Below are 12,677 nucleotides of genomic sequence, written 5' to 3'. Positions count from 1 at the left end.
GAACATAAATCGAATGTGGGAGCGAGCCTGCTCGCGAAGGCGGCGTGTCAGTCAACCTCATTGTTGAATGACACACCGCCTTCGCGAGCAGGCTCGCTCCCACAATTCTTCTGACCGGACTTAGTCGCGGAAGTTGTTGAACTGCAGCGGCATGCCGAATTCCTTGGCACGCAGGGCCGCGATGGCTTCCTGCAGGTCATCGCGCTTCTTGCCGGTCACACGCACCTGTTCGCCCTGAATGGCGGCCTGCACCTTGAGCTTGGCGTCCTTGATGTGAGCGACGATTTTCTTCGCCAGCTCCTTGTCGATGCCTTCCTTGAGGATCGCGTCCTGCTTCATCAGTTTGCCCGAGGCATAAGCGTCTTTGACTTCAAGACACTGCACATCGATCTTGCGCTTGGTCAGGGCCAGCTTCAGGATCTCGATCATCGCTTCCAGCTGGAACCCGGCTTCAGCGGTGAGGTTGACGGTCAGGTCCTTTTCCTTGAACTCGAAGCTGCCTTTGCCTTTCAGGTCATAACGACGATCAAGCTCCTTCACGGCGTTCTCGACCGCGTTGGTCAGCTCGTGTTTGTCCAGTTCGGATACCACGTCGAACGACGGCATGTAATCTCTCCAATAAAAAAGGCGCGCTCAATCAGGAGGGAGCGCGCTTGGCTTGCGGTTAAAATCCGGCTCATTATAACGGGTCTTTTCCCACCGACACGGCGAGCCTTGCATGCCAGTACCTTACCGAGTGAAAAACTGATGTCCACCCCCTGGCACGTTCTCGGCGCCGGCAGCCTCGGCACCCTCTGGGCCACGCGTCTGGCCCGCGCGGGTCTGCCGGTGCGGCTGATCGTGCGTGATGCCGAGCGTTTGCGCAGCTATCAGGCGGCCGGCGGGCTGACCCTGGTCGAGCACGGCGCAGCCACCACCTACGCCGTCCCCGCGCAAACGGCGGATGACCCGGAGCCGATCCGCCGCCTGCTGGTCGCCTGCAAAGCCTATGACGTCGAAAGCGCGGTCGCCCGCCTCGCCCCGCGCCTGAGCGCAGATGCCGAGCTGATCCTGCTGCAGAACGGCCTCGGCAGTCAGGACGCGGTCGCAGCGGTGGTTCCGCAGGCACGCTGCATCAGCGCCTCCAGCACCGAAGGCGCGTTCCGCGACGGCGACTGGCGCGTGGTGTTTGCCGGGCACGGTTTCACCTGGCTGGGCGATGCCGGTCATCCGGTGGCGCCGATCTGGCTGGACGACTTGCAAGCGGCGAACATCCCCCACGAATGGAGCACCGACATCCTCACCCGGCTGTGGCGCAAACTGGCGCTCAATTGCGCGATCAATCCTTTGACCGTGCTCCACAATTGCCGTAACGGCGGACTGGAGCAGCATCAATGCGAAGTCGCCACGCTGTGCGCGGAACTGGCCGAGTTGCTGGAGCGTTGCGGTCAACCGGCTGCGGCGCTCAATCTGCAACAGGAAGTCGAACGAGTGATCCACGCCACGGCGGCCAACTACTCGTCGATGTATCAGGACGTGGCGAACCAGCGCCGCACCGAAATCAGCTACCTGCTGGGCCACGCCTGCAAAGTCGCCACCCGTCATAAACTCAACCTGCCGCACCTCAAGCAATTGCAGCAGCGTCTGGTCGAGCATCTGCGCAGCCTTGGATTGCCCAGCGACTGAGCAGCGGCTACGCTGGCCACTTGTTCCTTTGCTGCGATAAACCTGATGCCATTGCGCCAGCGCCTTGAAAACCTGCCGGTCGGCCAGAAACTGCTGGCCGCCCTGCTGGTGTTGTTGACCACCGTTCTGCTGGTCGCCAACCTGACCTTTATCAGCGCCGCCTATTACATCTCCCAGGAAAGCATGGCGCCACAGGCGCTGCAGACCATCGGCCGGCTGATCTCCAACCCGAGCCTGGTCGCGCAAGCCCTGGAATCACCACAAAGCGCCGAACGCCTGCTCAAGGAACTCGACAGTTATTCGCCGCTGCGCGCGGCAGCGCTGTATGACGGCAAAGGTGACCGTCTCGCTCAGGTGCAGCGTGGCGACAAGCTCAATCTGCCGGAGCGCTATCGACACATCGAAGCCTGGCAACTCACCGAGTTTCGCAGCAACCAATTGATCACCCTGCCTCGCCCGGGCACTGCACCGGGTCATCTGCTGCTGGTGGCCAGCAGTGAACTGCCGATGGCGTTTTACACCGGCACCCTGACGGCCAGCCTCGGCATTCTGATTTTCAGTGTGCTGCTTTGGCTGGTGATCGCGCGGCAGATCAAACGCCTGATCACCCGCCCGATCCATGAGCTGGAGGAGCTCTCGCGCCAAGTCACTCGCGAAGAGAACTACGCCCTGCGCGCCTCGCGCGGCAATCACGACGAAATCGGCAGCCTCGCCGAAGCGTTCAACACCATGCTCTCGCGCATCGAAGCCCGCGAGCAACAGCTCAAGCGTGCCCGCGATGACTCGCAGGCCGCCTACGATCAGGCTCAGGGGCTGGCCGAAGAAACCCGTCACACCAACCGCAAGCTGGAACTGGAAGTCCAGGTTCGCAGCAAGATCGAGAAGAAGCTCACCGGCTTCCAGAACTACCTCAACAGCATCATCGACTCCATGCCCTCGGCGCTGATCGCCCTCGACGAGCAGCTCTACGTGACCCAGTGGAACCAGGAGGCCAGCGCCCTCTCCGGCACGCGCCTGGATGAAGCGTTGAACCAGCCGATCTTCCTCGCCTTCGAACCGCTCAAGCCGTTTCTGCCGCAACTCAAGCAGACCGTGGAAGAACACACGGTGGCGAAGATCGAGCGGGTGACCTGGTTCAAGGACGACGAGCCCAAACATTACGCCCTGACCTTCTACCCACTGATGGGCGGTGCCGGGCGCGGTGTGGTGATCCGCATCGACGACATCACCCAGCGCCTGTCGCTGGAAGAAATGATGGTGCAGTCGGAGAAGATGCTCTCGGTCGGTGGCCTCGCCGCCGGCATGGCCCATGAGATCAACAACCCACTCGGCGCGATCCTGCACAACGTGCAGAACATTCGTCGGCGGCTGTCGGCGGATCTGCCGAAGAACCTCGAAACCGCCGAGCAGCTCGGCATCGAACTGGACACGGTCAACCGCTACCTGCAAAGCCGTGAAGTGCCGAAACTGCTCGACGGCATCCAGCAGGCCGGCGCCCGCGCGGCAAAAATCGTCACCCACATGCTCAGTTTCAGCCGGCGCAGCACCCGGCAAATGGCCCCGTGCGATCTGCCCGCGTTGATCGATCAAGCGGTGGAAATTGCCGGCAACGACTTCGATCTGGCGATCGGTTTCGACTTCAAGGGCCAGGCGATCATTCGCCAGTTCGACCCGGCGCTCGGCCCGGTGCCAGGCACCGCCAACGAACTGGAGCAGGTGCTGCTCAACCTGTTGAAAAACGCTGCGCAAGCCATTCATCAGCGCGACGATGACAGCGAGCCGGGACGGATCATTCTGCGCACCCGACTCAATCCGCCATGGGCCGAGATTCAGGTCGAAGACAACGGCATCGGCATGAGCGAGAGCGTGCGCAAACGCACCTTCGAGCCCTTTTTCACCACCAAGGAGATCGGCCAGGGCACGGGGCTGGGGCTGTCGGTGTCGTACTTCATCATTACCAACAACCACAAAGGCCAGATGGAAGTGCAATCGGCGCCGGGTCAGGGCACCTGTTTCACCCTGCGACTGCCGCTGACCCAACCGGCAGCCATCGCCGCCGAAACCAATCAACTAACGAGGTAACCCATGGGCTTTCGCTTGTCGAAGATCTACACCCGTACTGGCGACACAGGCGAAACCGGCCTGGGCGATGGCCGCCGCGTGCCCAAGGATCACCCGCGCATCGAGGCCATTGGCGAAGTCGATACACTGAACAGTCAGGTCGGTGTGCTGCTGGCCGGGCTGATCGCCGAGCGCGAGGCGTTCCCCGATCTGAATGAACTGATCGAGGTGCTCGCGCCTTGCCAGCATCGTTTGTTCGATCTGGGCGGTGAGCTGGCGATGCCGGCCTATCAGGCGCTGAACACGGCGGAAATCGAACGCCTGGAAGCAGCGATTGATGTGTGGAACGAAGAATTGGGGCCGCTGGAGAATTTCATTCTGCCCGGCGGTTCGATGCTGATTGCCCAGGCCCATGTGTGCCGCAGCCTGGCGCGCAGTGCCGAGCGGCGCTGTCAGCATTTGAATGCGATCGAGCCGTTGGCCGGGGTGGGGTTGGCGTACATCAATCGGTTGTCGGATTTGCTGTTTGTGGCCGCAAGGTTGATTGCGCGGCGGCAGGGGATTGCCGAGATTCTGTGGCAGCCGGCGGCCAAACCTTCAGATATCTAGCGCCTGCAAAGACGCCTTCGCGAGCAGGCTCGCTCCCACAGTTGATCGGGTGCATCCGGTTGGAAGGCAGTCAAATGTGGGAGCGAGCCTGCTCGCGAAGAGGCCAGCAGCCTCTACAGAGAATCCGGCCAGAGTGCGCGAATCCCCGCTACACCCTGAGCCCCGACACCCCAAGCCTTCTCGCGCTCCACCGGACCAACACCGCCGAGCAAGAACACCGGTTTGCTGAAGCCCTCGATCAACGTCGACGCCTGCTCCCAACCCAACGGCTGCGCATCCGGATGGGTCAAGGTCGGCTGAACCGGCGACAGCGTGACGAAATCCACGCCCATCTGCTCGGCCAGCGCCAGCTCTTCAGCGTTATGGCACGAAGCCGCGAGCCAGCGCTCCGTCGGCAACGGGCGCCCCGCTTCGGCGTATTTGCGCAGTTGCGCGGCGGTGATGTGCCAGCCGGCAGCCGGGAAATCGCCAAGCCATTCGAACGGCCCCTTGATCATCAACTGCGCCTTGCCAGCACACAGGCCGACTGCATCCACCGCCAGGTCTCGATACTTGGGGTCATAGCCGTTCGGTGCGCGCAGCTGAATCAGTTTGATCCCGCCGGCAATTGCCTTCTGAATGCCGCGCAGCAGGGCCGGGGCTTCCAGATCTTCCGGGGTGATCAAGTATTCGCCGGGCAAACGCGCGGCGGCGACAATCGGCTGGTTGGCGGCCGGGAATTCGTAGTTCAGCAGATCCTTGGCGCTGACCCAGGCCAGTGGCTGACCCTCGGCACCGTGCGGTTCGCCGCTGAACTGCGACACTTCCCAGACATCCAGCAACACCTGCTTGTCGGGGTAATCATGGCGGACCTTGATCAGCGGACGAGCAGCGCCGACGACAATGCCCAGCTCTTCGTGCAGCTCCCGCGCCAAGGCGCTTTCGACGGATTCATCGGCCTCGACCTTGCCACCGGGAAATTCCCACAGACCTCCCTGATGCTGGGTATCGGCACGGCGGGCGATCAGGATCTTGCCACTGTCGTCACGAATGACGGCAGCGGCGACATGTACGCGTTTCACGGATTCAACTCCTCCAGTCCAGCCTTTTGCCATGCCTTGAAGGCGGGCCATTGGTAGACGGTTTCAACATAGGCTTGATCAACCGCCGGTAACGGCACCTGGTAAGTCCGCAGGCGCACGGCGATCGGCGCGAAAAACGCGTCAGCCAGGCTCACCCGGCCAAACAGATACGGCCCTGGCTCAGTGGCGGCAGCGCGGCATTCAGCCCACAACGCGAGCATGCGTTCGATATCGACTTTCACCTCCGGCGGTACCGGGTTGAGCGGAGCGTCGTGGCTCAGGTTGAACGGCATGTGATTGCGCATGGCGAAAAAGCCACTGTGCATCTGCGCGCACGCAGAACGGGCCTGAGCGCGAGCGTAAACATCGCTCGGCCAGAGCTGTTCGGCTGGGAACTGTTCGGCCAGGTATTCAGCAATCGCCAGAGAGTCGGCGATGGTGCCGCGAGAGGTTTGCAGCAATGGCACCTTGGCGGTCGGCGAATGCTTGAGCAGCCGCTCGCGGGTGTCGGGCTTGCCGAGCTTGATCAGTTCTTCGCTGTAGGGAGCGCCGGTCAGCTCCAGCGCCAGAGCGGCGCGCAGGGACCAGGAGGAAAGCAGTTTGTCGCCGATGATCAGGTGCAGGGACATGGTGTGGCGCCTTTTCGTCAGTGGAGAAACCTGGAAACTTGTACTCTTGAGCTGCCGTCTTCGCGAGCAGGCTCGCTCCCACATTGGATCGTGTTGTCACAAATCCCCCTGTGGGAGCGAGCCTGCTCGCGAAACAAGCGACCCGGTCCTGGATCAGGTGCGGTATTCGGCGTTGATCTTCACGTACTCATGCGACAGGTCGGTGGTCCAGATGGTTTCGCTGCAATCGCCACGGCCCAGTTCAATGCGGATGGTGATCTCTTCCTGCTGCATCACCGCCGAACCCTGTGCCTCAGTGTAGGTCGCTGCGCGTGCGCCACGGCTGGCGATGCACACGCCGCCGAGGAACACGTCGATCTTGCTCACATCCAGGTTCGGCACGCCGGCACGGCCGACAGCCGCCAGAATACGGCCCCAGTTCGGATCGGAAGCAAACAGTGCGGTCTTGATCAGCGGCGAGTGGGCCACGGTGTAGCCGACGTCCAGGCATTCCTGATGATTGCCGCCACCGTTGACTTCAACGGTGACGAACTTGGTCGCGCCTTCGCCGTCACGCACGATGGCCTGGGCCACGTCCATGCACACTTCGAATACCGCCTGCTTAAGCTTGCCGAACAGCTCGCCTTCGGCACGGGTGATTTCCGGCAGTGCAGCCTTGCCGGTGGCAATCAGCATGCAGCAGTCGTTGGTCGAGGTATCGCCGTCGATGGTGATGCGGTTGAACGACTTGTTCGCACCGTCGAGCATCAGGTTGTGCAGCACGTCGCGGGAGACTTTGGCGTCGGTAGCGATGTAGCCGAGCATGGTCGCCATGTTCGGGCGGATCATGCCCGCGCCTTTGCTGATGCCGGTAACGGTGATGGTCACGCCGTCATGCTGGAACTGGCGGCTGGCACCCTTGGGCAGGGTGTCGGTGGTCATGATGCCGGTGGCGGCGGCTTCCCAGTTGTTTTCCGACAGATCATCCAGCGCCGCTTGCAGCGCGCCTTCGATCTTCTCGACCGGTAGCGGTTCACCGATCACACCGGTGGAATACGGCAGGATCTGGCTGGCATCGACACCGGTCAGTTCGGCCAGTTTCGCCGTGGTGCGCTCGGCAGCCGCCAGGCCCGGTTCACCGGTACCGGCGTTGGCATTGCCGGTGTTGGTCAGCAGGTAACGCACGTCGTTCTGCACGCGCTTTTTCGCCAGGATTACCGGCGCGGCGCAAAAGGCGTTCAGCGTGAACACCCCGGCCACGGTCGAACCTTCGGCGCAGCGCATCACTACCACATCCTTGCGCCCGGGGCGCTTGATGCCGGCCGAGGCAATACCGAGTTCAAAACCGGCAACCGGGTGCAACGTTGGCAAAGGACCAAGACCAACAGCCATGAATGCGCTCCTTACTCAATGATGTCAGCACCGCTCAGAGTGATGGCGGTGGTGTAAATGGCAAAACGCCGCGACGGCAGGAGCCGGTCGCGGCGCGGGTATTTCAGCGATTGAAACGGGGTTTACTGGATCTGCCCGTGGCAATGCTTGAATTTCTTGCCCGAACCGCAATAGCACAGTTCGTTGCGACCCAGCTTCTGCTCGTTGCGCACCGGCGCGGTGGCGAGGGCTACATCGACCTCTTCACCCAACACTTCCGGCTGCTCCAGACCCGGGGCCTCAGCGTGTTCGAACTGCATGCGCGCGGCCAGTGCTTCGGCTTCCTCACGCAGGCGTTGTTCTTCGGCTTCCGGATCTTCGCGGCGCACCTGAACGTGCGACAGCACACGGATCGAGTCGCGCTTGATCGAATCCAGCAGCTCGGAGAACAGCGTGAACGACTCGCGCTTGTATTCCTGCTTCGGGTTTTTCTGGGCATAGCCACGCAGGTGGATACCGTGACGCAGGTGATCCATGGTCGACAGGTGGTCTTTCCACAAATCGTCGAGGACGCGCAGGACGATCTGCTTCTCGAACGAGCGCAGCGCTTCGGCACCGGCCTGATCTTCTTTCTCGTTGTACGCCGCCATCAGCTCGACCATCAGCTTCTCGCGCAGGGTTTCTTCGTACAGGTGATCGTCTTCGTCGAGCCATTGCTGGATCGGCAATTTCACCCCGAAGTCGCTGGCAATCGACGCTTCCAGACCGGCCACGTCCCACTGCTCCGGCAGTGATTGCGGCGGAATGTGTGCGCTGACGGTGGCGTTGAGCACGTCCTGACGGAAGTCGGCGATGGTTTCGCCGATGTTGTCGGCGGCCAGCAACGTGTTGCGCATGTGATAGATCACTTTACGCTGTTCGTTGTTGACGTCGTCGAACTCGAGCAGTTGCTTGCGGATGTCGAAGTTGCGGCCTTCAACCTTGCGCTGCGCCTTCTCGATCGCGTTGGTCACCATGCGGTGCTCGATCGCTTCGCCCGGCTGCATGCCCAGGGCTTTCATGAAGTTCTTCACCCGGTCAGAGGCAAAAATGCGCATCAGGCTGTCTTCCAGCGACAGGTAGAAGCGGCTGGAGCCGGCATCACCCTGACGGCCGGCACGGCCACGCAGCTGGTTGTCGATACGACGGGACTCGTGACGCTCGGAGGCGATCACCTGCAGACCGCCGGACTCCAGCACTTGCTGGTGACGCTTCTGCCAGTCGGCCTTGATCTGGGCGATCTGCTCCGGGCTCGGGTTTTCCAGCGCCGCGACTTCCACTTCCCAGTTGCCGCCCAGCAGGATGTCGGTACCACGACCGGCCATGTTGGTGGCGATGGTCAGGGCACCCGGACGACCGGCTTGCGCGATGATCTCGGCTTCTTTTTCGTGGAACTTGGCGTTCAGAACCTTGTGTTCGATACCTTCCTTGTTGAGCAGGCTGGACACGTGCTCGGAGGTTTCGATGGTCGCGGTACCCACCAGGATCGGACGGCCCTGGGCCATGCCTTCCTTGATGTCGTTGATGATCGCTGCGTATTTTTCTTCGGCGGTCAGGAACACCAGGTCGTTGTAGTCTTTACGCGCCAACGGCTTGTTCGGCGGAATGACCATGACCTGCAGGCCGTAGATCTGGTGGAATTCGAACGCTTCGGTGTCGGCGGTACCGGTCATGCCGGACAGCTTGGTGTACAGACGGAAATAGTTCTGGAACGTGGTCGAGGCCAAGGTCTGGCTCTCGGCCTGGATGTTCAGACCTTCCTTGGCTTCGATGGCCTGGTGCAGGCCTTCGGACAGACGACGACCCGGCATGGTACGACCGGTGTGTTCGTCGACCAGTACGACCTGACCGTCCTGCACGATGTATTCGACGTTGCGGTGGAACAGCTTGTGCGCACGCAGACCCGAATAAACGTGGGTCAGCAGGCCCAGGTTATGCGCCGAGTACAGGCTCTCGCCTTCGGCCAGCAGGCCGACGCCGGTGAGCATTTCTTCGATGTACTGGTGACCGGCTTCGTTGAGTTCGACCTGACGGGTCTTCTCGTCGATGGTGTAGTGGCCGGCCTTGGTGACCTGGCCTTCGACTTCTTCGACATGCAGTTCCAGCTGCGGGATCAGTTTGTTGATCTCCATGTACAGCTTGGAACTGTCCTCGGCCTGACCGGAAATGATCAGCGGGGTACGGGCTTCGTCGATGAGGATGGAGTCGACTTCGTCGATCACGGCAAAATTGAGTTCGCGCTGGAATTTCTCTTCCATGCTGAACGCCATGTTGTCGCGCAGGTAATCGAAACCGAATTCGTTGTTGGTGCCGTAGGTGATGTCGGCAGCGTAGGCGGCGCGCTTCTCTTCCGGCGGCTGGAACGGCGTCACGACGCCGACGGTCAGGCCGAGGAACTCATACAGCGGACGCATCCAGTTGGCGTCGCGGCGGGCCAGGTAGTCGTTCACGGTCACAACGTGCACGCCCTTGCCGGACAGCGCGTTGAGGTAAACGCCCAGGGTTGCCACGAGGGTTTTACCCTCGCCGGTACGCATTTCGGCAATCATGCCTTCATGCAAGGTCATGCCGCCGATCAACTGGACGTCGAAGTGGCGCATGCCCATGACGCGCTTGCCGGCTTCACGGGCGACCGCGAAGGCTTCAGGCAACAGCTTGTCGAGGGATTCCCCTTTGGCGATACGGGCCTTGAACTCGTTGGTCTTGGCACGCAATTGATCGTCCGAAAGGGCCACCATTTGCTCTTCGAAGGCATTGACGAGCTGCACCGTCTTGAGCATGCGTTTGACTTCACGCTCGTTCTTGCTTCCAAAAAGTTTCTTTAACAAAGGCGCAAACATATCGGCAGGATCTTCCACACTAAAGGGATGGAGGGCGGCCCCGTGAGTCGCCCGTGCAGCCCTCATGGCCGCATGCGAACGAGCATTCTACCCGGAAACGGTGGTGAGGAAAGTGGCGATATTCCACGATGCTGGCACTGCGCTTTGACGGGGCTCACTTAAAATAAGGGCGTTTTGCTCAACTTCAACCCATCAAGGCAAGAAGTTAGTCGTTGATTTAATGGGTAAAGCAGGGACAAAAGCAATGGGCGAGTGGTTCCGTCGCTTTCTGCTACCATGGCGCGTCTGTTACTTCAGGTGTTCGATCATGGCATTTCGCCCCCTCACAGCCAGAGCGCCCGCCGTTCTGCTACGCGAAGCCAAGCCGCTCAAAGCCATTCTCGGCCATGCCCAACGCCTCGCTCATCTGCAACGCCTGCTTGAAAGCCAGCTGCAACCGGCCGCCCGCACGCATTGCCATGTGGCCAAGTGGCGTGAAGGCCAATTGACGCTGGTGGTGACCGACGGGCACTGGGCGACGCGCCTGCGTTACCAGCAAAAACGCCTGCAACGCCAACTGCAGCTGTTCGAAGAACTCGCCAACCTGACGCGCATCCTGTTCCGCGTGCAACCGCCGCTGGTCCAGCATCGGCCAGGCGGACACTCGATGGATTTGTCGCCGGATGCAGCGCAGACGATTCAGTCAACGGCCGAAGGCATCAGCGATCCTGGCCTGCGTGCAGCGCTCGAGCGTCTGGCGGCGCACGCCAAAGACAAGACCTGAAGCAAAAGCAAAAGATCGCAGCCTGCGGCAACTCCTACATTGGGAATGCGTTCCCCTGCAGGAGCTGCCGAAGGCTGCGATCTTTGCTTTTAGCGGCGTTTGCTGCCGCCGAGCAACGACCCCATCAGCCCGCGCACCAGTTGTTTGCCGAGATTGTTGGCCGCCTGACGCATCGCTGACTTCAGCGCTTGCCCCGCCGCCGTCCCCAGAAACTCCCCGGCCCGATCGGCCAGGCTTGGTTCTTCAGGCGCGGCCTTACCGGTCGGCACTTCTGCCTCCGGCGCCAGATTCTTGCGGCCCATCAGGATTTCATACGCCGACTCACGATCGATCGGTTTGTCATAACGTCCCTTGAACGGCGACCCGGCGATCAGTACGGTGCGTTCGGTTTCGCTCAGCGGCCCGATCCGCGACTGCGGCGGCGCCACCAGCACCCGCTGGACCATTTCCGGCGTGCCTTTTTCCTGCAGCGTGCCGACCAGTGCTTCGCCGATGCCCAGTTCGGTCAATACCGACAACGTATCGAACGCCGGATTCGGCCGGAAGCCGTCGGCCACCGCGCGCAGGGATTTCTGTTCCTTGGCGGTGAACGCACGCAAGCCGTGCTGGATGCGCAGGCCAAGTTGCGCCAGCACGTCATCCGGCAAATCCCCCGGCGACTGGGTGACGAAATACACACCCACGCCTTTCGAGCGGATCAGCCGCACCACCTGCTCCAGACGCTCCTGCAACGCCTTGGGCGTATCACCGAACAACAAATGCGCTTCATCGAAGAACAGCGCCAGCAGCGGTTTGTCGGCATCGCCGCGCTCCGGCAACTGTTCGAACAGCTCGGCCAGCAGCCACAGCAGGAACGTCGCGTAGACCTTCGGCGCCTCATGCACCAGACGGCTGGCATCGAGCAAATGAATGCGCCCACGGCCGTCCGCCGCCGGTTGCAGGATGTCTTCGAGCTGCAGCGCCGGTTCGCCGAACAACGCCTCAGCGCCCTGCTGCTCCAGGGTCGCCAGCCGGCGCAACAGCGCCTGGCTGGAACCGGTGGTCATCAGCGCCGCGTCTTCGCCCAACAGTTGCGGGTTGTCCTTGAGGTGGTTAAGCAGTGCCTTGAGGTCTTTCAGATCCAGCAGCAACAGGCCCTCGCGGTCTGCCACTTTAAATGCCGCGTACAGCGCGGACTGCTGGCTGTCGGTCAGTTCCAGCAGGCTGCCGATCAGCAGCGGGCCCATTTCACTCAAGGTAGTGCGCAACGGATGACCGGATTCGCCGTGAATGTCCCACAGCGTTACCGGATAGGCCTGCGGCTTGTGGTCGAGCCAGGGCATCCCGGCGATGCGCTCGGCGACCTTGCCCTGCGGATTGCCGGCAGCGCCCAGGCCGCACAGGTCGCCCTTGATGTCGGCGGCGAACACCGCGACCCCGGCGTCACTGAACGCTTCGGCAAGACGTTGCAAAGTCACGGTCTTGCCGGTCCCGGTCGCACCGGCGATCAGCCCGTGGCGGTTGGCCAGGCGCATGGCCTGAGCAATCGGTTGCCCCGCCAGATCGGCGCCGATAACGAGTTGCGATGTGTCAGGCATTTTGTCACCTATGGTTAATCTTTAATCCGCTGTGGCCGATAGCTAAGGGCGAGAACCTGACTGAAAAGTCGGTCGGACATTTC

General features: G+C 61.6%; 10 protein-coding genes. 4 read left to right on the top strand and 6 right to left on the bottom strand.

Annotation, left to right across the window (positions count from 1 at the left end; genetic code table 11):
- Positions 1-120: 120 nt before the first annotated feature.
- A complete protein-coding gene (locus ACM6HV_RS17980) occupies positions 121-606 on the bottom strand; it encodes a YajQ family cyclic di-GMP-binding protein (protein ID WP_003227548.1) in 486 nt (161 codons plus the stop codon).
- 141 nt (positions 607-747) lie between these two features.
- Here ACM6HV_RS17980 and ACM6HV_RS17975 point away from each other — a divergent pair, with 141 nt between their 5' ends.
- From ACM6HV_RS17975 to ACM6HV_RS17965, 3 genes are read left to right on the top strand one after another with little or no spacing between them, the layout of a single operon-like run.
- Complete coding sequence (locus ACM6HV_RS17975) at positions 748-1,665, top strand: putative 2-dehydropantoate 2-reductase (protein ID WP_414904913.1); 918 nt, start codon at positions 748-750, stop codon at positions 1,663-1,665.
- A gap of 45 nt (positions 1,666-1,710) precedes the next feature.
- A complete protein-coding gene (locus ACM6HV_RS17970; protein ID WP_145594539.1) occupies positions 1,711-3,747 on the top strand; it encodes an ATP-binding protein in 2,037 nt (678 codons plus the stop codon).
- Positions 3,748-3,750: 3 nt separating this feature from the next.
- Positions 3,751-4,335, top strand: coding sequence for a cob(I)yrinic acid a,c-diamide adenosyltransferase (locus ACM6HV_RS17965; protein ID WP_414904912.1), 585 nt, complete (start codon positions 3,751-3,753; stop codon positions 4,333-4,335).
- A 113-nt stretch (positions 4,336-4,448) separates the two neighbouring features.
- Here the strand turns inward: ACM6HV_RS17965 and ACM6HV_RS17960 are convergent, their stop codons facing one another.
- From ACM6HV_RS17960 to secA, 4 genes are all read right to left on the bottom strand, one after another.
- Positions 4,449-5,396 carry a Nudix family hydrolase gene (locus ACM6HV_RS17960; protein WP_414904911.1) on the bottom strand — a complete coding sequence of 316 codons (948 nt, stop codon included), beginning with the start codon at positions 5,394-5,396 and terminating at the stop codon, positions 4,449-4,451.
- On the bottom strand, positions 5,393-6,025 hold the full coding sequence (locus ACM6HV_RS17955) for a glutathione S-transferase family protein (protein WP_414904910.1): 633 nt from the start codon (positions 6,023-6,025) through the stop codon (positions 5,393-5,395). Before ACM6HV_RS17955 ends, ACM6HV_RS17960 begins: the two co-directional genes overlap by 4 nt.
- A 153-nt stretch (positions 6,026-6,178) precedes the next feature.
- Complete coding sequence (gene argJ, locus ACM6HV_RS17950) at positions 6,179-7,396, bottom strand: bifunctional glutamate N-acetyltransferase/amino-acid acetyltransferase ArgJ (RefSeq protein WP_414904909.1); 1,218 nt, start codon at positions 7,394-7,396, stop codon at positions 6,179-6,181.
- A gap of 122 nt (positions 7,397-7,518) precedes the next feature.
- The gene (secA, locus tag ACM6HV_RS17945) at positions 7,519-10,254 is read right to left on the bottom strand and encodes a preprotein translocase subunit SecA (protein WP_041068523.1); all 2,736 of its coding nucleotides are present in this window, start codon (positions 10,252-10,254) and stop codon (positions 7,519-7,521) included.
- Between the two features lie 307 nt (positions 10,255-10,561).
- Here secA and ACM6HV_RS17940 point away from each other — a divergent pair, with 307 nt between their 5' ends.
- Entirely contained in the window at positions 10,562-11,017 is a 456-nt protein-coding gene (locus ACM6HV_RS17940) for a DUF721 domain-containing protein (protein WP_414904908.1), read from the top strand.
- A gap of 89 nt (positions 11,018-11,106) precedes the next feature.
- Here ACM6HV_RS17940 and ACM6HV_RS17935 read toward each other — a convergent pair whose 3' ends face one another.
- Positions 11,107-12,594: a helicase HerA-like domain-containing protein gene (locus ACM6HV_RS17935; RefSeq protein ID WP_414904907.1), complete on the bottom strand. Its 1,488-nt coding sequence runs from the start codon at positions 12,592-12,594 to the stop codon at positions 11,107-11,109.
- Positions 12,595-12,677 lie beyond the last annotated feature (83 nt).

Source organism: Pseudomonas sp. IT-P260 (assembly GCF_949768395.1).
Taxonomy (GTDB): Bacteria; Pseudomonadota; Gammaproteobacteria; order Pseudomonadales; family Pseudomonadaceae; genus Aquipseudomonas; species Aquipseudomonas parakoreensis.
The sequence above is the reverse complement of the archived record's forward strand: the minus strand, read 5'-3'. Positions and strand labels throughout refer to the sequence as shown.